The organism is Serratia sp. CY31944, assembly GCF_052169175.1.
In the GTDB taxonomy this organism is placed as follows: domain Bacteria; phylum Pseudomonadota; class Gammaproteobacteria; order Enterobacterales; family Enterobacteriaceae; genus Serratia; species Serratia sarumanii.
In genome coordinates this window covers 1-22,623 of record NZ_JBJNLG010000003.1, presented here as the reverse complement: position 1 = coordinate 22,623, position 22,623 = coordinate 1, and the positions used below count along the sequence as shown (strand labels likewise).

At 59.4% G+C, this 22,623-nt stretch carries 24 protein-coding genes, 1 tRNA gene and 1 pseudogene; 16 read left to right on the top strand and 10 right to left on the bottom strand.

Annotation, left to right across the window (positions count from 1 at the left end):
- Positions 1-118: 118 nt before the first annotated feature.
- Positions 119-1,765: a class I fumarate hydratase FumA gene (fumA, locus tag ACJ8IN_RS04190; protein ID WP_033649593.1), complete on the bottom strand. Its 1,647-nt coding sequence runs from the start codon at positions 1,763-1,765 to the stop codon at positions 119-121.
- A gap of 349 nt (positions 1,766-2,114) precedes the next feature.
- Between fumA and ACJ8IN_RS04185 the strand changes: the two genes are divergently transcribed.
- The 6 genes from ACJ8IN_RS04185 (at position 2,115) to ruvX (ending at position 6,313) form a co-directional block, all read left to right on the top strand.
- The gene (locus ACJ8IN_RS04185) at positions 2,115-2,627 is read left to right on the top strand and encodes a SprT family zinc-dependent metalloprotease (RefSeq protein ID WP_060436648.1); all 513 of its coding nucleotides are present in this window, start codon (positions 2,115-2,117) and stop codon (positions 2,625-2,627) included.
- Positions 2,628-2,728: 101 nt separating this feature from the next.
- Positions 2,729-3,424 (top strand): deoxyribonuclease I, encoded by a 696-nt coding sequence (gene endA / locus ACJ8IN_RS04180; protein ID WP_033649591.1) that lies wholly within the window; start codon positions 2,729-2,731, stop codon positions 3,422-3,424.
- A 69-nt stretch (positions 3,425-3,493) separates the two neighbouring features.
- The gene (gene rsmE / locus ACJ8IN_RS04175; RefSeq protein ID WP_033649590.1) at positions 3,494-4,225 is read left to right on the top strand and encodes a 16S rRNA (uracil(1498)-N(3))-methyltransferase; all 732 of its coding nucleotides are present in this window, start codon (positions 3,494-3,496) and stop codon (positions 4,223-4,225) included.
- Between the two features lie 10 nt (positions 4,226-4,235).
- Positions 4,236-5,186 (top strand): glutathione synthase, encoded by a 951-nt coding sequence (gshB, locus tag ACJ8IN_RS04170; RefSeq protein WP_033635939.1) that lies wholly within the window; start codon positions 4,236-4,238, stop codon positions 5,184-5,186.
- A gap of 141 nt (positions 5,187-5,327) precedes the next feature.
- Positions 5,328-5,891, top strand: coding sequence for a YqgE/AlgH family protein (locus tag ACJ8IN_RS04165; protein ID WP_033635940.1), 564 nt, complete (start codon positions 5,328-5,330; stop codon positions 5,889-5,891).
- On the top strand, positions 5,891-6,313 hold the full coding sequence (gene ruvX / locus ACJ8IN_RS04160; RefSeq protein ID WP_015379046.1) for a Holliday junction resolvase RuvX: 423 nt from the start codon (positions 5,891-5,893) through the stop codon (positions 6,311-6,313). Before ACJ8IN_RS04165 ends, ruvX begins: the two co-directional genes overlap by 1 nt.
- Here ruvX and ACJ8IN_RS04155 read toward each other — a convergent pair.
- Positions 6,310-7,332, bottom strand: a complete 1,023-nt coding sequence (locus ACJ8IN_RS04155) for a type IV pilus twitching motility protein PilT (RefSeq protein ID WP_060425099.1) — start codon at positions 7,330-7,332, stop codon at positions 6,310-6,312. The two genes, ruvX and ACJ8IN_RS04155, sit on opposite strands and share 4 nt — an antisense overlap.
- A gap of 20 nt (positions 7,333-7,352) precedes the next feature.
- Between ACJ8IN_RS04155 and ACJ8IN_RS04150 the strand changes: the two genes are divergently transcribed.
- From ACJ8IN_RS04150 to hemW, 6 genes are read left to right on the top strand one after another with little or no spacing between them, the layout of a single operon-like run.
- Complete coding sequence (locus tag ACJ8IN_RS04150) at positions 7,353-8,060, top strand: YggS family pyridoxal phosphate-dependent enzyme (RefSeq protein ID WP_308326033.1); 708 nt, start codon at positions 7,353-7,355, stop codon at positions 8,058-8,060.
- 19 nt (positions 8,061-8,079) lie between these two features.
- Entirely contained in the window at positions 8,080-8,901 is an 822-nt protein-coding gene (gene proC / locus ACJ8IN_RS04145) for a pyrroline-5-carboxylate reductase (RefSeq protein ID WP_060425101.1), read from the top strand.
- Positions 8,902-8,932: 31 nt separating this feature from the next.
- Positions 8,933-9,487: a YggT family protein gene (locus ACJ8IN_RS04140; protein ID WP_033635944.1), complete on the top strand. Its 555-nt coding sequence runs from the start codon at positions 8,933-8,935 to the stop codon at positions 9,485-9,487.
- A complete protein-coding gene (yggU, locus tag ACJ8IN_RS04135; protein ID WP_004948014.1) occupies positions 9,484-9,774 on the top strand; it encodes a DUF167 family protein YggU in 291 nt (96 codons plus the stop codon). Before ACJ8IN_RS04140 ends, yggU begins: the two co-directional genes overlap by 4 nt.
- 17 nt (positions 9,775-9,791) lie before the next feature.
- The gene (locus ACJ8IN_RS04130; RefSeq protein ID WP_033635946.1) at positions 9,792-10,385 is read left to right on the top strand and encodes an XTP/dITP diphosphatase; all 594 of its coding nucleotides are present in this window, start codon (positions 9,792-9,794) and stop codon (positions 10,383-10,385) included.
- On the top strand, positions 10,378-11,520 hold the full coding sequence (gene hemW / locus ACJ8IN_RS04125) for a radical SAM family heme chaperone HemW (RefSeq protein ID WP_308326034.1): 1,143 nt from the start codon (positions 10,378-10,380) through the stop codon (positions 11,518-11,520). The genes ACJ8IN_RS04130 and hemW overlap by 8 nt, the downstream gene beginning before the upstream one ends.
- A gap of 36 nt (positions 11,521-11,556) precedes the next feature.
- Here hemW and ACJ8IN_RS04120 read toward each other — a convergent pair.
- From ACJ8IN_RS04120 to trmB, 5 genes and pseudogenes are all read right to left on the bottom strand, one after another.
- Positions 11,557-11,643, bottom strand: a pseudogene (locus tag ACJ8IN_RS04120) (DUF2442 domain-containing protein); the annotation flags it as partial.
- Between the two features lie 116 nt (positions 11,644-11,759).
- Positions 11,760-12,482 carry a DUF2884 domain-containing protein gene (locus ACJ8IN_RS04115; RefSeq protein WP_033635949.1) on the bottom strand — a complete coding sequence of 241 codons (723 nt, stop codon included), beginning with the start codon at positions 12,480-12,482 and terminating at the stop codon, positions 11,760-11,762.
- Positions 12,483-12,512: 30 nt separating this feature from the next.
- On the bottom strand, positions 12,513-13,436 hold the full coding sequence (glsB, locus tag ACJ8IN_RS04110) for a glutaminase B (protein WP_033638578.1): 924 nt from the start codon (positions 13,434-13,436) through the stop codon (positions 12,513-12,515).
- A gap of 95 nt (positions 13,437-13,531) precedes the next feature.
- A complete protein-coding gene (locus tag ACJ8IN_RS04105; protein ID WP_025304256.1) occupies positions 13,532-13,858 on the bottom strand; it encodes a YggL family protein in 327 nt (108 codons plus the stop codon).
- The gene (trmB, locus tag ACJ8IN_RS04100) at positions 13,858-14,577 is read right to left on the bottom strand and encodes a tRNA (guanosine(46)-N7)-methyltransferase TrmB (protein WP_004937410.1); all 720 of its coding nucleotides are present in this window, start codon (positions 14,575-14,577) and stop codon (positions 13,858-13,860) included. The genes ACJ8IN_RS04105 and trmB overlap by 1 nt, the downstream gene beginning before the upstream one ends.
- Before the next feature lie 177 nt (positions 14,578-14,754).
- On the opposite strand from trmB, the gene mutY reads away from it, so the two are divergent.
- From mutY to mltC, 3 genes are all read left to right on the top strand, one after another.
- Positions 14,755-15,855 (top strand): A/G-specific adenine glycosylase, encoded by a 1,101-nt coding sequence (gene mutY / locus ACJ8IN_RS04095; protein ID WP_223182207.1) that lies wholly within the window; start codon positions 14,755-14,757, stop codon positions 15,853-15,855.
- Positions 15,852-16,124 (top strand): oxidative damage protection protein, encoded by a 273-nt coding sequence (locus tag ACJ8IN_RS04090; protein ID WP_004937404.1) that lies wholly within the window; start codon positions 15,852-15,854, stop codon positions 16,122-16,124. Before mutY ends, ACJ8IN_RS04090 begins: the two co-directional genes overlap by 4 nt.
- A gap of 63 nt (positions 16,125-16,187) precedes the next feature.
- Positions 16,188-17,264 carry a membrane-bound lytic murein transglycosylase MltC gene (gene mltC, locus ACJ8IN_RS04085; protein WP_060453169.1) on the top strand — a complete coding sequence of 359 codons (1,077 nt, stop codon included), beginning with the start codon at positions 16,188-16,190 and terminating at the stop codon, positions 17,262-17,264.
- A gap of 50 nt (positions 17,265-17,314) precedes the next feature.
- Here mltC and speF read toward each other — a convergent pair whose 3' ends face one another.
- Complete coding sequence (speF, locus tag ACJ8IN_RS04080; protein ID WP_308326043.1) at positions 17,315-19,480, bottom strand: ornithine decarboxylase SpeF; 2,166 nt, start codon at positions 19,478-19,480, stop codon at positions 17,315-17,317.
- A gap of 704 nt (positions 19,481-20,184) precedes the next feature.
- Here speF and ACJ8IN_RS04075 point away from each other — a divergent pair.
- A tRNA-Phe gene (locus tag ACJ8IN_RS04075) sits at positions 20,185-20,260 on the top strand.
- Between the two features lie 1,024 nt (positions 20,261-21,284).
- On the opposite strand, the gene ACJ8IN_RS04070 is transcribed toward ACJ8IN_RS04075, so the two are convergent.
- Positions 21,285-21,827 carry a helix-turn-helix transcriptional regulator gene (locus tag ACJ8IN_RS04070; protein WP_047570529.1) on the bottom strand — a complete coding sequence of 181 codons (543 nt, stop codon included), beginning with the start codon at positions 21,825-21,827 and terminating at the stop codon, positions 21,285-21,287.
- Between the two features lie 94 nt (positions 21,828-21,921).
- Positions 21,922-22,623, bottom strand: a 702-nt coding sequence (locus tag ACJ8IN_RS04065) for a fimbrial protein (protein ID WP_442519483.1), incomplete at its 5' end; no start/stop codon positions are given.

Here is a 22,623-nt window from a genome sequence, read left to right as displayed (position 1 = left end):
ATTAGTCGAATTTTAGTGCTGTCCGCGTAGGGTATACAGGTTAAAACTCGCCGTCCAGCAGGCTACAGGACTTTACACAATCCCCTTCACCGCCCGCAGGCGGCGAAGGGGGCCGCGCTTATTTCAGGCAGCTGGAGCACTGACCAGCCTGGATCTTCTGGAAGAAGTCATTGCCTTTGTCATCCACCAGGATAAACGCCGGGAAATCTTCCACCTCGATTTTCCAGATCGCTTCCATGCCCAGCTCAGGGTACTCCACGCACTCCAGGCTCTTGATGCTCTGCTGCGCCAGCACCGCCGCCGGGCCGCCGATGCTGCCGAGATAGAAACCGCCGTGCTTGTGGCAGGCATCCGTTACCTGCTGGCTGCGGTTGCCTTTCGCCAGCATGATCATGCTGCCGCCGTGGGATTGCAGCAGATCGACGTAGGAGTCCATACGCCCGGCGGTGGTTGGCCCCAGCGAACCGGACGCGTAGCCTTCCGGCGTTTTGGCCGGGCCGGCGTAGTAGATCGGGTGATCCTTGACGTACTGCGGCAGGCCTTCACCGCGATCCAGGCGTTCTTTCAGCTTGGCGTGCGCGATATCGCGGCCGACGATGATGGTGCCGCTCAGCGACAGGCGGGTGGAAACCGGGTACTGCGACAGCTGTTTGAGGATCTCGGCCATCGGACGGTTGAGATCGACCTTGATCGCCTCGCCCTCCCCGGCCTGGCGCAGCTCCTGAGGAATGAATTTCCCCGGATTGTGCTCCAGTTTTTCCAGCCAGATGCCGTCGCGGTTGATCTTGCCTTTGATGTTGCGATCCGCGGAGCAGGAGACGCCCATGCCGACCGGGCACGACGCGCCGTGGCGCGGCAGGCGCACCACGCGGATATCGTGCGCGAAGTATTTGCCGCCGAACTGCGCGCCCAGACCCAGGTTCTGCGCTTCTTGCAGCAATTCCGCTTCAAGTTCCAGATCGCGGAACGCCTGGCCATGCTCGTTGCCTTCGGTCGGCAGACCATCGTAATACTTGGTCGAAGCCAGCTTGACGGTTTTCAGCGTCGCTTCCGCCGAGGTGCCGCCGATGACGAACGCCACGTGGTACGGCGGGCAAGCCGCGGTGCCCAGCGTGCGCATCTTGTCGACCAGGTAATTTTTCAGTTTGCCCGGCGACAGCAGCGCCTTGGTTTCCTGATACAGATAGGTTTTGTTGGCGGAACCGCCTCCCTTGGCGATGCACAGGAACTTATACTCTTCACCGTCCACGCTGTAGAGATCGATCTGCGCTGGCAGGTTGCTGCCGGTGTTGACCTCTTTGTACATATCCAGCGCGGCGTTCTGCGAATAGCGCAAATTCTCTTGGATGTAGGTGTTGTACACCCCGCGCGACAGCGCGGCTTCATCGCCGCCGCCGGTCCAGACGCGCTGGCCCTTTTTGCCGACGATGATCGCCGTACCGGTGTCCTGGCAGGTCGGTAAAATACCCTTGGCGGCGATTTCTGAGTTACGCAGAAATTGCAGCGCAACGTACTTGTCGTTTTCACTGGCGTCCGGATCTTTGAGGATATCGGCCACCTGCTGCTGGTGCGCCGGGCGCAGCATGAACGAGGCGTCGTGGAACGCATGCTGGGCAAGCAGGGTTAACGCTTCAGGGGCAACTTTCAGAATTTCCTGGCCTTCAAATTCGCTCACGGAAACGTGGTCGCGGCTCAGCAGGTAGTATTCGGTATCGTCTTTCTTCAGCGGGAACGGATCTTGATAGTGGAACGGTTTATTCGACATTGATCTCTCACTTGCAACATCAGCTGCGTTAAATTCACACTTGCGGCGCACGGCTCGGCGCCTTGTCAAAAAACTGCCTCCACCTTACGTATTTTTAATCAGTCAGTTATTGCGCCAAATCGCAAAATAACCGCTCTTTGCGTAAGGGATTACCACAGGCGGCGTTTCAACCTTGCTCGGTGAGAACTGCGGGTACAGGCTCATCATGCACGCTTTATTATCCCGCAGTTAACACATTGATTACAATCCATCGGCGGCGATCGTCTTATCAATGTGGCGAAAAAGCGCCGGATGCGATTTACGCGGGGCGTATTGTCAGCCGCCGCTCCATTGCTTAAGCTAGGCCGCAATGAACAAACCGAGAATCCCCATCGCGCTGCAACAAGCGGTAATGCGCTGCCTGCGAGAAAAGCTGCAGCTGGCCCGCCGGCATTTTGCCGTCGAGTTCCCCGAACCCAGTATCGTCTATCAGCAACGCGGCACCAGCGCGGGCACCGCCTGGCTGCAAAGCTGGGAAATCCGCCTGAATCCGGTGCTGCTGCTGGAAAACCAACAGCCGTTTATCGATGAAGTGGTGCCGCACGAGTTGGCGCACCTGCTGGTGTTTCGCCAATTCGGCCGGGTGGCGCCGCACGGCCGCGAATGGCGCTGGATGATGGAAAGCGTGCTGCTGACCCCCGCCAGCCGCACCCACCGCTTCGAAACCGCCTCGGTGCAAAGCAAAACCTTCCCCTATCGCTGCGGCTGCGGGCAGCATCAGCTCACCATCCGCCGCCATAATCGCGTGCTGCGCGGCGAAAGCGAATACCGCTGCCGCCGGTGCGGCGAAAAACTGAAATTTCTCGCTAACGAGAACCTTTAGTTAAACGATTTATACGTTAAAACAAGCAAATATCGCCATTTGCCACTGCCGGCAAGTTCCGTTACCCTGCCTGCTTTTCCAATTTTGAGCTGTTTTGGAATATGCTTCGCAGAATTTTGTTTATCGCGGTTTTCGCCGCAGGCGCCGTACAGGCGCACGGCATCAATAACTTTTCTCAGGCCAAGGCGGCGGCGGCCAAGATTAACCAGGATGCGCCGGGCAGTTTTTACTGCGGCTGCCGCATTGATTGGCAAGGCAAGAAGGGCATCCCGGATCTCGCCGGCTGCGGCTATCAGGTGCGTAAAAACGCCCAGCGCGCGCAGCGTATCGAGTGGGAACACGTGGTGCCGGCCTGGCAGTTCGGCCACCAGCTGCAGTGCTGGCAGGACGGCGGGCGCAAAAACTGCAACAAGGACGCCACCTATCGCCAGATAGAAACCGATCTGCACAACCTGCAGCCGGCGATCGGCGAAGTGAACGGCGACCGCAATAACTTCATGTACAGCCAATGGAACGGCGGCGCCGGCCAGTACGGGCAATGCCCGATGAAGGTGGACTTCAAGAATAAACAGGCGGAGCCGCCCGCCCGCGCCCGCGGCGCCATCGCCCGCACCTACTTCTACATGCGCGATCGCTACCAGCTGCGGCTGTCACGCCAGCAAACCCAGCTGTTCGAGGTGTGGAACCGGCAATATCCGGTGAGCCAATGGGAATGTCAGCGTGAAGCACGTATCGCCAAGGTGCAGGGCAACCACAACCCCTATATTCAACAGGCTTGTCAGCAGCGGAAAAGCTAACCTACTATAGCCTTTATCTTTCATGGCGCCGCCAACCCACGGCGCCGTTTCGTCAGGATCAGACTACCCATGCGCATACCCCGCATTTACCATCCGCAGCCGTTGACCGATCGGGCGGAGATCGCCCTCAGCGAGGACGCCGCCAACCACGTCGGCCGCGTGCTGCGCATGAGCGCCGGCCAGGCGCTGCAGCTGTTCGACGGCAGCAACCAGGTGTTCGACGCCGAGATAGTTCGGGTGGACAAAAAGAGCGTGCTGGTGCGCCTCAGCGACGGCCGCGTGGACGACATCGAATCGCCGCTCAACCTGCATCTGGGCCAGGTGATCTCGCGCGGCGAGAAGATGGAGTTCACCATCCAGAAATCCATCGAGCTGGGCGTCAACGTCATTACCCCGCTGTTTTCCGAGCGCTGCGGCGTCAAACTGGACGGCGAGCGTCTGGCGAAGAAAATCCAGCAATGGCAAAAGATCGCCATCGCCGCCTGCGAACAGTGCGGCCGCAACCGCATTCCCGAAATCCGCGAGGCGATGTCGCTGGAAGCCTGGTGCGCCGAACAAGACGGCAGCCTGAAGCTCAACCTGCATCCGCGCGCCAGCCACAGCATCAACACCCTGCCGCAGCCGGTAGACCGCGTCCGCCTGCTGATCGGCCCGGAAGGCGGTTTGTCCGCCGACGAAATCGCCATGACCACCGGCCACGGATTTACTGATATTCTGTTGGGGCCACGCGTGCTGCGTACCGAAACCACAGCGCTCACCGCCATTACCGCTCTGCAGGTCCGCTTCGGCGACCTGGGTTAAAGGAGAAAAGATGATTAAGCTCGGCATCGTGATGGATCCTATCGATTCCATCAACATCAAGAAAGACACCAGCTTCGCCATGCTGCTCGAAGCGCAGCGCCGCGGTTACGAATTGCACTACATGGAGATGAACGATCTCTATCTGCACGCCGGTGACGGGCGCGCCCGCACCCGCCTGCTGAGCGTGAAGGAAGACAAGGAAAACTGGTTCAGCTTCGGCAGCGAGCAGGATCTGGCGCTGCACGATCTGGACGTGATCCTGATGCGCAAGGATCCGCCGTTCGATACCGAATACATCTACGCGACCTACATTCTGGAGCGCGCCGAGGTCAAAGGCACGCTGGTGGTCAACAAGCCGCAGAGCCTGCGCGACTGCAACGAGAAGCTGTTCACCGCCTGGTTCCCTGAGCTGACGCCGGACACGCTGGTCAGCCGCAGCGCCGCGCACATCCGCAAATTCCACCAGCAGCACGGCGACATCATCCTGAAGCCGCTGGACGGCATGGGCGGCGCGTCTATCTTCCGCGTGAAGCAGGACGATCCCAACCTGTCGGTGATCATCGAAACCCTGACCGAACACGGCAGCCGTTTCTGCATGGCGCAGAACTTCCTGCCGGCGATCAAGGACGGCGACAAACGCATCCTGGTCGTCGACGGCGAGCCGGTGCCTTACTGCCTGGCGCGCATTCCGGCGCAGGGCGAGACCCGCGGCAACCTGGCGGCCGGCGGCCGTGGCGAAGCGCGCCCGCTGAGCGAGAGCGACTGGAAAATCGCCCGCACCGTCGCCCCGACGCTGAAAGAGAAAGGGCTGATCTTCGTCGGCCTGGACGTGATCGGCGATCGCCTGACCGAGATCAACGTGACCAGCCCAACCTGCGCACGCGAAATTGAGGCGGCATTCCCGATCTCGATTACCGGCATGCTGATGGACGCGATTGAAAAGCGCCTGGCGGCGAAGTAATGCGCATGCGGGCGGCCTGCCGCCCGCTATCCAGCATCGCGCCCGCCAAAGCCGCCTTTTCGCGGCTTGAAAGGCGGCGGGTATAGCCGCATACTGGCGGCTGTTTATTTTCTCACCCATTGATTACCTTATACTAACGCCATGAATTTACAGCACCATTTTCTGATCGCCATGCCCACCCTGCAGGATCCTCGCTTCAAACGCTCGGTGATTTACGTCTGCGAGCACAACGAAGAAGGCGCCATGGGTTTGGTGATCAATAAACCGGTGGAGCAGTTCACGGTAGCCACGGTATTGAGCAAGCTGAAGATCATGCCGCCTGCGCGCGATCCGGCCATCAGCCTGGACAAGCCTGTATTCGCCGGCGGCCCACTGGCGGACGATCGCGGGTTTATCCTGCATACGCCGCGCCACGGCTTCGGCGCCAGCATTCAAATTTCCCCCAACACCATGATCACCACCTCGAAAGACGTGCTGGAAACGCTCGGCACCCCGGAACAACCGGACGACGTGCTGGTGGCGCTGGGTTATGCAGGTTGGGAAAAGGGCCAGCTGGAGCAGGAGGTGTTGGAGAACGCCTGGCTGACCATCGAAGCCAACACCGACATTCTGTTCCGCACGCCGATCGCCAGCCGTTGGCGCGAGGCGGGGAACCTCCTGGGTATCGACATTCGCAGCATCGCCAACCACGCAGGACACGCCTGATGAGCAACCGCACCATTATCGCCTTCGACTTCGGCACCAAAAGCATCGGCGCGGCCGTCGGCCAGGAGTTGACCGGCAGCGCCCGCGCCCTGCCGGCCTTCAAAGCGCAGGACGGCTCGCCGGACTGGCTGAAAATCGAAAAGCTGCTGAAGGAGTGGCAGCCGGATCTGGTGGTGGTCGGCCTGCCGCTGAACATGGACGGCACCGAACAACCCGTGACCGCCCAGGCGCGCAAGTTCGCCAACCGCCTGCACGGCCGCTTCGGCATCCAAATCGATCTGCATGACGAGCGCCTGAGCACCGTGGAAGCGCGCGCCAACCTGTTCGATCGCGGCGGCTTCCGCGCGCTCGACAAAGGCAGCGTGGATTCCGCCTCTGCGGTGGTGATCCTCGAAAGCTGGTTCGAACGGCAGCTGGGTTAACCCTCCGTTCCCTCCTCCGCACTCTCCCCCAACACGCCGGCGTCGATCCGCTGCTGCAAACCTTGCTCAAAGGTTTGCATGCCGGACTGCGCGCCGGTTTGCAACACGCTCGCCAACTGATGGGTTTTCCCTTCGCGGATCAGGTTGCTGACCGCCGCCGTCGCCGTCAGCACCTCAAAGATCGCCACTCGCCCGCCGCCGGGCCGCCTCATCAGCTTTTGCGCGATCACCGCCTGCAGGCTGCCGGCCAGCTGGGCGCGCACATAGGGTTTCTCTTCCGCCGGAAACACGTCCACCAGCCGTTCCACCGCCTGCGGCGCGCTGCGGGTGTGCAACGTCGCCAGCACCAGGTGGCCGGTCTCCGCCGCGGTGAGCGCCAGCCGAATGGTGGCAATATCGCGCAGTTCGCCCAGCAGGATCACATCCGGATCTTCGCGCAGCGCGGCGCGCAACGCCGCATCGAAGCTGTGGCTGTCGCGGCCGATCTCCCGCTGCTGGATCAGCGAACGCCGGCTGCGGTGCAGGAATTCGATCGGATCCTCCAGCGTCAAAATGTGCCGCGGCTGGTGCCGGTTGATCTCGTCGATCATCGCCGCCAGCGTGGTGGACTTGCCGCTGCCGGTGGCGCCGGTGACCAGGAGAAGCCCATCGTCGCGCCGCAGCAACGCCGGGACGATGGCCGGCGCCGCCAGCTCGGCAAGCGAGGGCGCCTGCCCGGCGATGCGCCGCAATGCGAGAGACATCCCCGCGCTTTGCTGAAAAACGTTGGCCCGCAGCCGCTCCCCGCCCGGCCGGTGCAGCGCCAGATCGACCTGCCCCAGCCGCCGCAGGCTCTCGCGCTGCTGCGCATTCAGCAATCCGTCGCAGAGGGCCTGCACGCCTTGCGCCGTCAGCGTTGGCGCCGCCGCCAGCGGCTGCAGTTCACCGTCGATGCGCAACATCGGCGGATGACCGGCACAAAGGTGCAGATCGGAAGCATTATGCTTTACACTAAGGGCCACGAATTCATCGATATCCATATCACTCTCCCGGGTCAATAATGAGCACTATCCAACAGAACCTGCAGGATGTCAGAAACCGCATCGCGGCCGCCGCGCAAAACTGCGCGCGGGCGCCAGAAGAAGTTGCCCTGCTTGCAGTCAGCAAAACCAAACCTGTGGCGGCGATCGAAGAAGCCATCGCCGCCGGCCAGCGCGCCTTCGGCGAGAACTACGTGCAGGAAGGGGTAGACAAGATCCGGCATTTCGCCGAGCCGCCGCAGGGCGGCGAGCTGGTGTGGCACTTTATCGGCCCGCTGCAATCCAATAAGAGTCGGCTGGTGGCGGAACACTTCGCCTGGTGCCATACCGTAGATCGGCTGCGCATCGCCCAGCGCCTGAGCGATCAGCGCCCGGCCGACCTGCCGCCGCTCAACGTGCTGATTCAAATCAACATCAGCGACGAGCAAAGCAAATCCGGCATCGCGTTAAGCGAACTGCCAGCGCTGGCCGAAGCGATCGCTGCGCTGCCGAACCTGACGCTGCGCGGCCTGATGGCCATCCCGGCACCGGAAGCGGATTATCAGCGGCAGCTGGCGGTATTCAACCAGATGAACGACGCATTTCTCGCCCTGCGTCAGCGTTATCCGCAGGCCGATACGCTATCTATGGGCATGACGGACGACATGGCGGCGGCGATCGCCGCTGGCAGCACCCTGGTGCGCATCGGCACCGCAATTTTTGGCGCCCGCGACTACTCGCAGGCCTGACAAACAGACGAGGGATTTGATGCAACATCGCAAGATTACCTTTATCGGCGCCGGCAACATGGCGCGTGCAATCATCGCCGGCCTGGTGGCGGGCGGCTATCCGGCCAAATCCATCAGCGTCTGCGCCCCTTCGGCGAAAAACCGTGACGCGCTGGCAGCGGACTACGGCATCGTCAGCAGCGGCGACAACGTCGCCTGCGCGCGCGAGGCCGACGTGGTGGTGCTGGCGGTCAAACCGCAGCTGATGGCCGACGTTTGCCAACCGCTGCGCGAGCAGGTCGATTTCGGCGGCAAACTGGTGCTGTCGATCGCCGCCGGTATTCAGGTCAGCCGTTTCTATCAGCTGCTCGGCGACAAGCTGGACATCGTGCGCATCATGCCCAACACCCCGTCGTTGGTCGGCAAGGGCATGAGCGGGTTGTACGCGCCGGCGCAGGTCAGCCAGCAGGATCGCGACTACACCGGCGATTTAATGGCGTCGGTCGGTAAAGTTTGCTGGGTCGATGACGAAAATGGCATCAACGGCGTGATCGCCGCCGCGGGCAGCGCCCCGGCCTATTTCTTCCTGTTTATGGAGGCGATGCAACAAGAGGCCGAACGTATGGGCTTCGACAGCCAGACCGCGCGCGATCTGGTGCAGCAGGCCGCTTCCGGCGCCGCCGCGCTGGTGGAAGCCAACCCGGATACGCCGCTGGGCACGCTGCGCGAGCAGGTGACCTCCAAAGGTGGCACCACCGCCGAAGCGCTGCGGGTGTTCAATGAACGCCAGCTGCCGGAAACCGTGGCGCAAGCGATGCAGGCCGCCGTTTCCCGCGCGCAAGAGATGGAAAAATTATTTTAAATAACCATGAGTTAAGGAGAAGGACCACTTCATGCTAACGCTGACTTTCCTGGTCAAGACCGTTATTGATCTGTACGTGATGGTGCTGTTGCTGCGCATTTGGATGCAGTGGACACGCACCGATTTTTACAACCCGTTCTCGCAGTTTGTGGTGAAGATCACCCAGCCGGTGGTCGGCCCGCTGCGCCGCATCATCCCGTCGCTGGGGCCCATCGACAGCGCTTCGCTGCTGCTGGCGTTCCTGCTGATGACCATCAAGTACCCGCTGCTGCTGCTGATCCAGGGCGGCGCGATGTCGCTCAGCCCCTATAACCTGCTGTTCGGCCTGATCTCGCTGGTGAAGTCTGCCGGCTACCTGATCTTCTGGGTGATGATCATTCGTGCGCTGATGAGCTGGATAAGCCAGGGCCGCAGCCCGATCGACTATGTAATGTACCAGCTTACCGAACCCTTGATGGCGCCGATCCGTCGCATCATCCCGGCGATGGGCGGCATCGACTTTTCCGCCATGGTGGTGATCCTGATCCTCTATCTGATCAATTACCTGGGCATGGATCTGTTCGGCGAGATCTGGTTCCTGCTGTGAGTGCAGTCACTCCGGTGCTGGACGGGCTGGCGATCAGGCTATATATTCAGCCGAAAGCTAGCCGCGACCAAATTATCGGCTTGCATGGCGACGAACTGAAAGTCGCCATCACCGCCCCGCCGGTCGACGGCCAAGCCAACGCCCATCTGATCAAGTTTATCGCCAAGCAGTTCAAAGTGGCGAAAAGCAACGTCACCATCGAGAAAGGCGAACTGGGGCGGCATAAACAGTTACGCATCGTGAATCCGCAACAGATCCCCGCCGTGGTCGCGGCGCTCATCGAATAATTTTCAAGGTAGTCATTATGCAAAAAGTCGTTCTTGCCACCGGTAACCCGGGCAAAGTGCGCGAACTCGCCGACCTGTTGGCCGATTTCGGCCTGGACGTGGTCGCGCAAACCGATCTGGGCGTTGAATCCGCCGAAGAAACCGGGCTGACGTTTATCGAAAACGCCATTCTGAAAGCGCGCCATGCGGCACAGGTCACCGGCCTGCCGGCGATCGCCGACGACTCCGGCCTGGCGGTCGACGCGCTGGGCGGCGCGCCGGGCATCTACTCCGCACGCTATGCCGGTGAAGACGCCGACGATCGGCAGAACCTCGACAAGCTGCTGGCGGCGCTGAAAGACGTGGCGCCGGGCCGGCGCGGCGCGCAATTCCACTGCGTGCTGGTCTATCTGCGCCATGCGCAGGATCCGACGCCGCTGGTGTTCCACGGCAGCTGGGCCGGCGAAATCACCGAACAGGCCGCCGGCGAAGGCGGTTTCGGTTACGATCCTGTCTTCTACGTGCCGGAGCTGGGCCGCACCGCCGCCGAGCTGAGCCGCGACGAGAAGCGGGCGATTTCGCACCGTGGCAAGGCGCTGAAGCTGATGTTGGAAGCCATGCGCAATGCTTAAGCTGCCCCCGCTGAGTCTCTACATCCACATCCCGTGGTGCGTGCAGAAATGCCCGTACTGCGACTTCAACTCCCATGCGCTGAAGGGTGACGTGCCGCATCAGGAGTATGTCGATCATCTGTTGGCGGATCTGGATGCCGACCTGCCGCTGGCCGGCGGCCGGGAGATAAGCACCATCTTCATCGGCGGCGGCACCCCCAGCCTGCTGAGCGCCGAGGCGATGCAAGCCTTGCTGGACGGCGTGCGGGCGCGCATTCGCGTCGCCGACGACGCCGAAATCACCATGGAGGCCAACCCCGGCACCGTGGAGGCCGATCGCTTCAGTGGCTACCAGCGCGCCGGCGTCAACCGCATCTCCATCGGGGTGCAAAGCTTCAGCGCAGAGAAGCTGACCCGCCTGGGGCGCATCCACGGCCCGGAAGAGGCCAAGCGCGCGGCGACGCTGGCGACCGGCCTCGGCCTGCGCAGCTTCAACCTCGATCTGATGCACGGCCTGCCGGATCAGTCGCTGGAAGAGGCGCTGGACGATCTGCGTCAGGCTATCGCCCTCAATCCGCCGCACCTGTCGTGGTATCAGCTGACCATCGAACCGAACACCCTGTTCAGCTCGCGCCCGCCGGTCTTGCCGGACGACGACGCGCTGTGGGACATCTTCGAACGCGGCCACCAGCTGCTGAGCGCCGCCGGCTATCAGCAATATGAAACCTCGGCCTACGCCAAGCCGGGCTACCAATGCCAGCACAACCTCAACTACTGGCGCTTCGGCGACTATCTGGGGATCGGCTGCGGCGCGCACGGCAAGGTGACCTTCAGCGACGGGCGCATCCTGCGCACCGCCAAGACCAAGCACCCGCGCGGCTTTATGCGCGGCGACTACATGGACAAGCAACATGAGGTGGCGGCGGCGGATCGGCCGTTCGAATTCTTCATGAACCGCTTCCGCCTGCTGGAAGCCGCGCCGCGCGCCGACTTCGTCAACTACACCGGGCTGGGGGAAAGCGTCATTCGCCCACAGCTGGACGAAGCGCTGGCCAAAGGCTATCTGGAAGAAACCGCGGAGCACTGGCAGATCACCGAGAAGGGCAAACTGTTCCTCAACTCGCTGCTGGAACTGTTCCTGGCGGACGACGAGTAAAAAAAAGCGCTGAATAATCAGCGCTTTTTTTCATGTTCAGGCGGCATTATGAGGGCGATGCGTCACGTCGCCACGCCCCTTCAGCAATCCCTCAACGGAAACATCCTCGTCCAACGCGTCCCAAAGCTGACGCGTTTAGCCGTACTCATGCCAAGCCTCCAAAAACAATGCCTGATAGGTATCAACCAGAATTTCGCTTCGCCTCAGCGTCTCTGATATGGATATGCGATATCTATCCGTTACTTCAACGCCTTCAGCAGATCCTTGCGCTGGGTTTCCAGTGCGGTGACGCGGTTGCAAACGTCGCGGCCGAAGTTCTGGAAGTCCTGCTCCTGGTTGTTCCATTCGTTCTGGATCGCCTTCTGCAAGCCGCCCAGGTTGCCCATGATCGCCTGCAGCGGGTTGCCGCCGCTGTTGGCGGCCTGTTTGACGCCCATCTCGTTCAGGCTGTCCTGCAGCACGCCGCCCATGCTCTGCTGCACGATGTTGCGGCCGTCCTGTTCCACCTGGTCAATCGCCTTGTGGTGGAAGGTCAGGCCGTCGCTGCGGTGCTCGATGATGCGGTTCATCTGCTGTTTCAGCTGGCCGTTCAGGGTGGTCAGCCGGTTGCGCACGTTGCTGTTGCTGCCCAGCTCTTTGACGATCACCTTATCCAGCGCCGAACGGGCTTTCTCCAGGTGCTGCTGCGCGCCGTCGTCGATCCACGGCAGCTGCTTGCGCAGCGCACTCTGGTAACTGAAGGCTTTCTGCCGCTGGCTGTCGTTCAGGCTCAGCGCCTGGCCGTTGCGGATCACGTCGCCATCCGGCGAAATTTGCAGGTCGCCGCTGGCGCCTTTCACCTGCACGCTCTGCGGGCTGATGATCACATCATCCTGGGGTTTAACGCTGCATTGGTACTCGGCGTGGGCCTGCGCGGCAGTCGCCGCCAGCAGCAGTAAGGCTAACCCGGTTTTCTTCAACATAGCTTCTCCTGACTCCCATCCAGATTGGGATTAAAAAATCGAACGACCGATACGTTGAGACAACAGTTCCAGCGCCGCAGTTCCCGCCAGCGAGTTGCCGGAAGCATCCAGCTCCGGCGACCAGACGACGATCGACAACTCATCCGGTACGATGGCCACGATGCCGCCGCCCACGCCGGACTTGCCCGGCATCCCCACCCGATAGGCGAATTCGCCGGCGCCGTCGTACATGCCGCAGGTCATCATCAGAGCATTGATCTGCCGGGCCTGCAGCGGGCTGATCACCGCCTCGCCGCTGAGATCGCGGCCGCGATTGGCCAGATAGACGAAGCTGCGCGCCAGCTCCACGCAACTCATGCGCAGCGCGCAGTAGTGGAAATAGGTTTGCAGGACGGTGATCACGTCGTTTTCGAAGTTGCCGAACGACTTCATCAGATAGGCGATGGCCGCATTGCGATCGGAGTGTTCGAACTCGGAGCGCGCCACCCGCAGGTCATAGGCCAGGTCGTCTTCGCCGGCCAGCTGGCGCACCACCTCCAGCATCCGCTGTTTGGGGGCGCTGAGCCGGGTTTGCAGCATGTCGCACACCACCAGCGCGCCGGGGTTGATAAACGGATTGCGCGGTTTGCCCTGTTCCATCTCCAGCTGCAGCAGCGAGTTGAACGGCAGGCCGGAAGGCTCTTTGCCGACGCGCCGCCAGATCTCAGGCTCCTGATAGCGCGTCAGCGCCAGCGTCAGGCTCAGCACCTTGGAGATCGACTGAATGGAGAAGCGCTCCGCGGCGTCGCCGGCCTGGAACAGTTCGCCGTCCACCGTGCAGACGGCGATCGCCAGCCGATCGGCGGGCACTTCCGCCAACGCCGGGATGTAGTCGGCCACTTTCCCCTGGCCAATCAGCGGGCGCACCTGTTGCAGGATCTCCTCCAGCAACGCGTTATCCAATGTTGTTACCACCTCGGTCACACTCCGGGCAAAACAAAGGCGCCGTTAAGGCACCTTAGATCAATAAAACGGCGCGGCGCGAAGCCGCGCTCATCGGGCAAGCGCGATCAATCCCACCAGATATCGAACAGATCGCTGACCTTAACGTCGCTCAGTTTGCGCGCTTCCAGCCAGTTTTTCACCAGCTCGCGATGCTCGTCGGTGCAGTGGCCGATCTTCTGCAGGCAGATCAGACCTTCCCACTGCAGGTAGCCGCTGCCGTCAAACGCCAGGCCGTTCGGCTCGATCACTTCATCGATGAAGGTATCCAGCGTGCTGTCGATGTCTTCCACCGACGTGCCTTCGGCGAAGCGCCAGGCTACGGAGAAACCCAGCTCCTGAAATTCTTCAATGTGCAACTTTTTACGTAAACGACGACTGCGGTTCTTAGCCATTATTCTTTCCTCTCAAACATCAAGTCCCAAACGCCATGTCCCAGGCGCTGGCCGCGTAATTCAAATTTCGTCAGTGGGCGCGAATCCGGACGCGGCACGTAATCATTATCGCTGGAAAGATTACGGTAGCCTGCGACCCCGTTCATAACCTCTAACATATGTTCCGCATAAGGTTGCCAATCGGTGGCCATGTGGAAGACGCCGCCGGTCTTCAGCTTGCGCAGCACCAGTTCGACAAACGGCGTTTGCACGATGCGGCGCTTATTGTGGCGCGCCTTGTGCCACGGATCGGGGAAGAACAGCTGCACCATGTCCAGCGAGCCGTCCGGGATCATGTTTTCCAGCACCTCAACCGCGTCGTGGCACATCACGCGCAGGTTGCTCAGCTTCGCCTCGTGGGCGTCGGCCAGGCAGGCGCCCACGCCCGGCGAGTGCACCTCAATCCCTAAAAAGTTCTGCTGCGGGTTGTTGCCCGCCATGGTCACCAGCGAGGCGCCCATGCCAAAACCGATCTCCAGCACCGTCGGCGCTTCGCGGCCGAACAGCGCGGCGAGATCGACAGCGTCAGCCTGATACTCCACGCCCATCACCGGCCAATAGTTCTCCAGCGCGTGCTGCTGGCCTTTGGTCAGCCGCCCCTGGCGGCGGACAAAACTGCGGATACGGCGCATCGCGCGGCCGTTCTCATCAAATTCCGGGGAGATGACGTCATTAATCATAGTGCTTTCTGTCTGTTTGGCTGCCAATTAGGGAAACGCGCATTATGCAAAGATACATTGGTTTAGCAAGTGTTCATCTTCTGTACCCGCCGTGCGGCGTCGGAAAGTTCCGGTTTACAGCACCATGACTCTATGCTGCAATCTCGCTTCATTTTCTGCCGGATAACGACGCTGCTCATGATGCAAGCACAACAATTCGCACAGGTGGTGCTTGACTGGTATCAGCGCTACGGCCGCAAGACCCTGCCGTGGCAGCTGGAAAAAACCGCCTATCAAGTATGGCTCTCCGAGGTGATGTTGCAACAGACCCAGGTAGCCACCGTCATTCCTTATTTTCAGCGCTTTATGGCCCGTTTTCCCAACGTGCGTGCGCTGGCGGAAGCCCCACTGGACGAAGTGCTGCATCTGTGGACCGGCCTCGGCTATTACGCCCGCGCCCGCAACCTGCACAAGGCGGCGCAGACCATTGTCGCACAGCACGGCGGCGAGTTCCCGACAACCTTCGCAGAAATCGCCGATTTACCGGGCGTCGGCCGCTCCACCGCCGGCGCGGTGCTGTCGTTGGCGCTGGGCCAACACTATCCGATCCTCGACGGCAACGTGAAGCGCGTGCTGGCCCGCTGCTACGCGGTGGAGGGCTGGCCGGGCAAGAAAGAGGTCGAAAACCGGCTGTGGAAAATCAGCGAAGAGGTCACCCCGGCGCAGGGCGTCGGCCAGTTCAACCAGGCGATGATGGATCTGGGCGCCATGGTCTGCACCCGCTCCAAGCCCAAGTGTGAACTCTGCCCGCTCAACGTCGGCTGCCTGTCTTACGCCAACCACAGCTGGGCCAACTACCCCGGCAAGAAACCCAAACAGACCCTGCCGGAAAAAACCGCCTACTTCTTATTGCTGCAGCACGGCGAGCGCGTGTGGCTGGAACAGCGCCCGGCGGTGGGGCTGTGGGGCGGCCTGTTCTGCTTCCCGCAGTTCAGCGCGCGCGTTGATTTGGAACTCTGGCTGCAGCAGCGCGGTCTGAAAGGCAAGCGCCTGGAACAGCTGACCGCGTTTCGCCACACGTTCAGCCATTTCCACCTCGATATCGTGCCGATGTGGCTGTCGCTCGACGCGGCGGGCAGCGGCATGGATGAGGGCGCGGGTCTCTGGTATAACTTAGCGCAGCCGCCGTCGGTCGGGCTGGCGGCGCCGGTGGATCGCCTGTTGCAACAGCTGGCGAAGCAGCCCCCGATCCAACAAAACTTATATGGCGATAGCGCCATCGATGAGGAATTAGCATGAGCCGCACCATTTTTTGTACTTTCCTGCAGCGCGACGCCGAAGGCCAGGACTTCCAGCTTTATCCCGGCGACGTCGGCAAGCGCATCTACAACGAGATCTCCAAGGAAGCCTGGGGCGAGTGGATGAAGAAGCAGACCATGCTGATCAACGAGAAGAAGCTGAACATGATGAACGTGGACGACCGCAAGCTGCTGGAAGAGGAAATGATCAAGTTCCTGTTCGAAGGGCACGACGTGCACATCGAAGGCTATACGCCGCCGAGCGAATAACGCTGTTGGGGCCAGGCGCTGGCCCGCTTCAATCCTCTTATACTTCTTCCAAACGGCTTTAAGATGAAGAAAATTTTAGCTTTGCTCGTAATAGCGCCTTTGCTGATCTCCTGTTCCGGCAAAAAAAGTGAAGATATCAACGAAGCCTGGATCAAAGATACCAACGGCTTCGACATTCTGATGGGCCAATTCGCCCACAACATCGAGAACATCTGGGGTCTGAACGAAGTTCTGATCGCCGGGCCGAAAGACTACGTCAAATATACCGACCAATACCAAACCCGCAGCCATATCAACTTCGACACCGGCGCCATTACCATCGAGACCATCGCCACCACCGATCCGGCCGCGCACCTGCGCCAGGCGATCATCAGCACGCTGCTGATGGGTGACGATCCGGGCTCCATCGATCTCTATTCCGACGCCAACGATATCCAGATCAGCAAAGAGCCGTTCCTGTACGGCCAGGTGCTGGATAACAAGGGCGCGCCGATCCGCTGGGAATGGCGCGCGGCGCACTTCGCCGATTACCTGCTGCAGACCAAGCTGCAAAAACGCACCTCCGGCCTGCACGTGATCTACTCGGTCACCATCCAGCTGGTGCCGAACCACCTGGACAAACGTGCGCACAAATACCTGCCGATGGTGCGCAAGGCGTCGGAAAAATACGGCGTGGACGAGTCGCTAATCCTGGCTATCATGCAGACCGAATCGAGCTTCAACCCGTATGCGGTGAGCGGTTCGGACGCGCTGGGCCTGATGCAGGTGATGCAGCACACCGCCGGCAAGGATGTGTTCCAGATGCGCGGCAAATGGGGCACCCCGAGCCGCAGCTACCTGTTCGATCCGGAGAACAACATCGACACCGGCACCGCCTACCTGGCGATCCTGCAGAACAACTACCTGGGCGGCATTCAGAACCCGACCTCGCGCCGCTATGCGGTGATCACCGCCTACAACGGCGGCGCCGGCAGCGTGCTGCGGGTGTTCTCCAGCGACAGAACGCGCGCGGTGGGCATCATCAACGCCATGCAGCCGGGCGACGTGTATCAGACGCTGACCACCAAGCACCCGGCCGCCGAGTCGCGCCGCTATCTGGTGAAAGTGAATACCGCGCAGAAGAGCTACCGCAGGAAGTAACGCGTTCCGCGTGGATAAATGAGAAGGGCCGGTGCGAACCGGCCCTTTTTCTATGGCTTGATCATATAGCCGAAGATGCGCTTCCAGCCGTGATCTTTTTTCTCGATGTAGACCCCCTGCAGCTCCGGCGAGAAGCCCGGCAGGCGGTTGATGCCCTCTTCCAGCGCCAGGAAGTAACGCTGCACCGCGCCGCCCCACACTTCGCCCGGCACCACGCACAGCACGCCCGGCGGGTACGGCAAGGCCCCTTCCGCCGCGATGCGCCCCTCCGCCTGGCCGATCGGCACCAGCTCGACGTTATCGCGGATAAACTCCACGTTGGCGTCCTGCGGGTTCATCACCACCGGCGGGAAATGATCCTGGCGGAACATCTCCTTTTGCAGCTGTTTGACGTCGAAGCTGACGTACAGATCGTGCATCTCCTGACACAACCGGCGAATGCTGTAACCGCGGTAGCGCTGTTCGTTCTTGCGGTACACCGTCGGCAGCACCACGCTCAGCGGTGCGTCCTCTGCAACATAGCGCTCGAACTGCGCCAGCATCTCCACCAGCTGTTCCATCTTGGCCGGGTTCTCCGCCGGGGTCAGCAGGAACAGGATCGAGTTGAGATCGCACTTCTCCGGCACGATGCCGTTCTCGCGCAGGAAGTTGGCCAGAATGGTGGCAGGCACGCCGAACTCGGTGTATTGGCCGGTCGCGGCGTCAATCCCTGGCGTGGTCAGCAGCAGCTTGCACGGATCGACCAAATACTGATCCTGGGCATAGCCTTCGAAGCCGTGCCACGTCTCCCCCGGCACGAAGGTGAAGAAGCGCGCGTCGTTGGCGATAAGGTCAGTATCGTGATCCTGCCAGTCCTTGCCCGCCACCTGCAGCGGAATAAACGGCTTCAGCTGCGAGCAGCGCTTGAGCAGCTGTTTGCGCGTCTCGATGCCCAGCTTGACGCAGTCCATCCACATGCGGCGCCCGGCGGGGCCGGCGTGCATCTTGGCGTTGACGTCCAGCGCGGCGAACAGCGGATAGAACGGGCTGGTCGACGCATGCAGCATGAACGCGTTGTTCAGGTGCTTGTGGTTGCAGTGGCGCTTTTGCCCTTTGATATGGTCGTCTTTCTTGTGGATCTGCGAGGTCTGCGAGAACCCCGCCTGCTGTTTATGCACCGACTGGGTGACGAAAATGCCCGGGTCGTGTTCGTCCAGCTCCAGCAGCAGCGGCGAGCACTCTTTCAGCATCGGAATAAAGCCTTCGTAACCCACCCAGGCGGAGTCAAACAGGATGTAGTCGCACAGATGGCCGATGGTGTCGATCACCTGGCGAGCGTTGTAAATCGTGCCGTCGTAGGTGCCGAGCTGAATGATCGCCAGCCGGAACGGCCGCGCCGCCGCCGCCTTGTCCGGCGCCACTTCGCGGATCTGCTTACGCAGGTAGCGCTCGTCGAAGCAGCACGCGTCGATGCCGCCGATAAAGCCGAACGGGTTGCGGGCGGTTTCCAGATAGACCGGCGTGGCGCCGGCCTGGATCAGCGCGCCGTGGTGGTTGGATTTGTGGTTGTTGCGATCGAACAGCACCAGATCGCCACGGGTCAGCAGCGCGTTGGTCACCACCTTGTTGGCCGCCGAGGTGCCGTTGAGCACGAAATAGGTTTTATCGGCGTTGAACACCCGCGCCGCGTGCTTTTGCGCATCCTTGGCCGATCCTTCGTGGATCAGCAGATCGCCCAGCTTGACGTCGGCGTTGCACATGTCGGAACGGAACAGGGTTTCACCGTAGAAATCGAAGAACTGCCTGCCGGCCGGGTGCTTGCGGAAGAACTCGCCGCCCTGGTGCCCCGGGCAGGCGAAGGTCGAATTTTCCATCTCGACGTAGGTCTTCAGCGTTTTGAAGAACGGCGGCAGCAGCGCCTGCTCGTAGGCGTCGGCGGCGGCCTCCAGCTGCGCCATGTAGAACGGCTTGCTGGCGCCGGCCAGCAGCGCGAAGACCCCACTGACGAACGGCAGATAGTCCGGCGAGAGATGCTCGTCCCCTTCCACCGCCACGAAGGTAGGGATGTCGAACCCCGTCGCCTGCAAGCGCGCCAGAATGCCGGCGTTCACGTCGGCGACCGACACCACCACCGCCGCCACGTCGGTGTAGTCCGTCTGCTCTACGCGCACGATCTGACGCAGCGTCTCAATGGTGGCGACCAGGCTGGCGCTGGTCGCGATTTTCAATTCTTTCATCATGCTGACTCTCAAACGGTGAAGGATGAGGGTGTGCCACCGGCACGGTAATGAGATAACGCGGTTATCCCGGTAAAAGCGATACCCGGGCACGGCAGCATAAGCGGCGTGCGTGACCGGCTCATGATCGGCGATCATCAGGCGGCTATCGGGAAAACTGGTCTTGGCAGCGTCCGACAGGCATCAGTAAAATCAGGGCCGCAGCGCTGGCTTTACGCATGCCTAACAGCGAGCATCAGGCGGCTTACCGCATGGCCGGCAGGCGTATTCGGGCGGATGGCGTACGGAGGAAACAACGGCGGAACGGTGGCGGCGTCAGATGTCTGGTGCGCAGCAGCGCTTGAGCAACAAAACCAGTCATGCCAATAACCCTCTGGCTTATAAGAAGCGGGAACACCGTCAGGGAACGGAGAGTGCTAAAATTTGCGCAATGATTGCATGATTCGTTGCGGGGTTCAAGCAAGAATCGCCTTGGTTTAACGCGCATTGATTTTACAATAACGCATTGTTATTTAATTAAAAAATTATAAAAACCCATCTTGACGACAGTATAAATACACGTTTTACATGCATATTTATTGAGTGGCAATACCCTCCAATCCCCCACTCCCCCGGGTTCACTGCCTGAAAATAGAGCAACCGATCGGCTTTGTGACAGAAAGCGATTGACGCCATCCGGCCAATACGGTTTAATGCGCCCCGTTGCCCGGATAGCTCAGTCGGTAGAGCAGGGGATTGAAAATCCCCGTGTCCTTGGTTCGATTCCGAGTCCGGGCACCATATTCAGAAGAACCCGCCCATGGCGGGTTTTTCGCTTTCTGGGGTACGGACTCTCCATCGAACTGCGTTCGATTATTCGGCCAAAGGCCTCACCCTGCGGGCCAGCGCTAAAGCGCTGTTCAACGCGGCGCCAGCGCCGGTTGTCCGAGTCCGGTCGCCCTATTTAGAGAACCCGCCCAAAAGGCGGGTTTTTCGCTTTCCGAGGTACGGACTCTCCATCGAACTGCGTTCGATTATTCGGCCAAAGGCCTCACCCTGCGGGCCAGCGCTAAAGCGCTGTTCAACGCGGCGCAGGCGCCGGTTGTCCGAGTCCGGTCGCCCTATTCAGAAGAACCCGCCTATGGCGGGTTTTTCGCTTTCTGGAGTACGGACTCTCCATCGAACTGCGTTCGATTATTCGGCCCAAGGCCTCACTCTATGGGCCAGCGCTGAAGCGCTGTTCAACGCGGCGCCAGCGCCGGTTGTCCTAGTCCGGTCACCCTATTCAGAAGAACCCGCCTATGGCGGGTTTTTCGCTTTCTGGAGTACGGACTCTCCCTCGAACTGCGTTCGATTATTTGTCAGGTACGCCATGCGTTAAGCGATAGTGATCAGGGTCGGTTACAGCCAGGCAATCATCAATGGCAGAAAGGTTGTTGTGCAGCATACCAGCCTGGGCTCGTATCAGGCGGAAAACACTCTGGTTAGCCTATTCTGTTGGTTAATCAGCAAGTGGCCGCCGGCGAGGAAATGCCTTTCCAGGTGTGAATGAGCAATACCCCGGCGCTTCTTACCGGTGCCCAAGATGAATAAACCGGCTTCGCCGTTTATTAAAACTTAACGCGTTGTCTCCTACCATAAAATTTTATGACGGCTAATAATCAGCCGTTTTTTCCTGACTAATTTAAGATGCTTATAAAAAGACAACAGGCTAAATAAAAATAGTATTGCTGCAGAAAGCAAAAAAAACACTTAAGTTCCTTTTGTTAGAAAAAGAAAGCTCTAAAACTGATAAAATAGTAAGCCATCATTTTCAAAAAAAAGATTAGTCATCTTGCGATATTAACCAATACATAAATTCTCGGTGGCGATTCAGCATCAGTTTTTTCATAACCGACCGTTTATGGCTATGTACCGTTTTTACACTGACGCCGATCTCCCTGGCCGTCTGCGATTGATCCATCCCTCTTCGGAGATGACTGATTACCTGACATTCACGGTAAGTAAACGGGTGAGACACCAATGGGCGTATCACTCCATGACAATTAGCAAAAAGATTCGTCAGCAATGCGCTCAGCGCCTCTCTTCCCCATGTGCGTAACAGCACAAGCGATCGGTCTTCATGGATGCCGGACTTTCGCTCCTTGATCGCTACAATATGCGATGCGGCGCCATAACGCCATAGCGCCCGCCAATACTGGATACGCAAAGCCGATGAGACAAAAACGATATCGGGATGTTCTTCGTCATCCGAGGTTAAAAAAATCACCCGTTTCGCGTACTCCTGCGCATATTCCTCGATAATTAGCCGCAGGCCAACGGCAAAATAGTCGTTCTCATCATCAATAAGAATTTTTATTGGGCTCATTCTCTCCCCTTTTAAATCTCATGCGCTTTCATATAAAAGATGAGTGTCCAAACCCTCTATTAATATAAAAGAAGCCCCTTCCCTACGAGAGAAGTCAAGGCACGCTGAACACTAACGTTGCAGAACCGGTAAACGGCCCCGTATTTATCTCATTAAAAGGAACGTTCTTTTTTATCGGCACGAAGGTCAACGTATCACTGCCGATACCGTTCACAACTTTAGAATTAAAAATTTCATTAGGTTTAACAATCTTTCCTTTGTACACCATGGCAATACCAATGTTTTCATTCGAGGTTTTAATCACCTCAGAACTAAACCCGCTGGCGTTTCCGACTAAACGAACCGCGATATCTTGACTGGCGTTAGAATCCTCACAATAATAATCAAGGTTATGATTCTGCTTAATCACCGCGCTCTCCACGCCAGTAGTGAAATTGTCCTGACTGATCGGCCCAAAATCGATGTTCATCTGTTTGGCACCATTGATAGTACAGGTGGTCGTCGCGAAATAAGCGTCGTTATCAGCGATCAACAACCAATTATAAGGAGCACATTCTGGGCAGCCTACCTGATTATTTACTTGCCACATATCAATCTTTGCTATTACATCCCCTTTTTTTATCACAACATCTCGTGAAGGCCGCTTATTCATTTTAATATACATGTTTATTGGCACATTCCTCTTCCCTCCACTCACCACCTGAAACAAATATTCAAGATTTTTTAGGGAAAGCATATTCCCAGGTATATCGAAATCTTTTCCATTAATTGTTATACCAAGCGTGAGCGGATATAA

Bases quoted from the DNA above. Each gene is read 5' to 3' on its own strand.
- gshB (WP_033635939.1), top strand. From the start codon at position 4,236: ATGATTAAGCTCGGCATCGTGATGGATCCTATCGATTCCATCAACATC.
- mltC (WP_060453169.1), top strand. From the start codon at position 16,188: ATGAAGAAAATTTTAGCTTTGCTCGTAATAGCGCCTTTGCTGATCTCC.
- ruvX (WP_015379046.1), top strand. From the start codon at position 5,891: ATGAGCAACCGCACCATTATCGCCTTCGACTTCGGCACCAAAAGCATC.
- ACJ8IN_RS04115 (WP_033635949.1), bottom strand. From the start codon at position 12,482: ATGTTGAAGAAAACCGGGTTAGCCTTACTGCTGCTGGCGGCGACTGCC.
- ACJ8IN_RS04155 (WP_060425099.1), bottom strand. From the start codon at position 7,332: ATGGATATCGATGAATTCGTGGCCCTTAGTGTAAAGCATAATGCTTCC.
- speF (WP_308326043.1), bottom strand. From the start codon at position 19,480: ATGAAAGAATTGAAAATCGCGACCAGCGCCAGCCTGGTCGCCACCATT.
- ACJ8IN_RS04185 (WP_060436648.1), top strand. From the start codon at position 2,115: ATGAACAAACCGAGAATCCCCATCGCGCTGCAACAAGCGGTAATGCGC.
- ACJ8IN_RS04150 (WP_308326033.1), top strand. From the start codon at position 7,353: ATGAGCACTATCCAACAGAACCTGCAGGATGTCAGAAACCGCATCGCG.
- ACJ8IN_RS04140 (WP_033635944.1), top strand. From the start codon at position 8,933: ATGCTAACGCTGACTTTCCTGGTCAAGACCGTTATTGATCTGTACGTG.
- rsmE (WP_033649590.1), top strand. From the start codon at position 3,494: ATGCGCATACCCCGCATTTACCATCCGCAGCCGTTGACCGATCGGGCG.
- proC (WP_060425101.1), top strand. From the start codon at position 8,080: ATGCAACATCGCAAGATTACCTTTATCGGCGCCGGCAACATGGCGCGT.
- ACJ8IN_RS04165 (WP_033635940.1), top strand. From the start codon at position 5,328: ATGAATTTACAGCACCATTTTCTGATCGCCATGCCCACCCTGCAGGAT.
- fumA (WP_033649593.1), bottom strand. From the start codon at position 1,765: ATGTCGAATAAACCGTTCCACTATCAAGATCCGTTCCCGCTGAAGAAA.
- hemW (WP_308326034.1), top strand. From the start codon at position 10,378: ATGCTTAAGCTGCCCCCGCTGAGTCTCTACATCCACATCCCGTGGTGC.
- ACJ8IN_RS04105 (WP_025304256.1), bottom strand. From the start codon at position 13,858: ATGGCTAAGAACCGCAGTCGTCGTTTACGTAAAAAGTTGCACATTGAA.
- trmB (WP_004937410.1), bottom strand. From the start codon at position 14,577: ATGATTAATGACGTCATCTCCCCGGAATTTGATGAGAACGGCCGCGCG.
- endA (WP_033649591.1), top strand. From the start codon at position 2,729: ATGCTTCGCAGAATTTTGTTTATCGCGGTTTTCGCCGCAGGCGCCGTA.
- ACJ8IN_RS04090 (WP_004937404.1), top strand. From the start codon at position 15,852: ATGAGCCGCACCATTTTTTGTACTTTCCTGCAGCGCGACGCCGAAGGC.
- mutY (WP_223182207.1), top strand. From the start codon at position 14,755: ATGATGCAAGCACAACAATTCGCACAGGTGGTGCTTGACTGGTATCAG.
- ACJ8IN_RS04070 (WP_047570529.1), bottom strand. From the start codon at position 21,827: ATGAGCCCAATAAAAATTCTTATTGATGATGAGAACGACTATTTTGCC.
- ACJ8IN_RS04130 (WP_033635946.1), top strand. From the start codon at position 9,792: ATGCAAAAAGTCGTTCTTGCCACCGGTAACCCGGGCAAAGTGCGCGAA.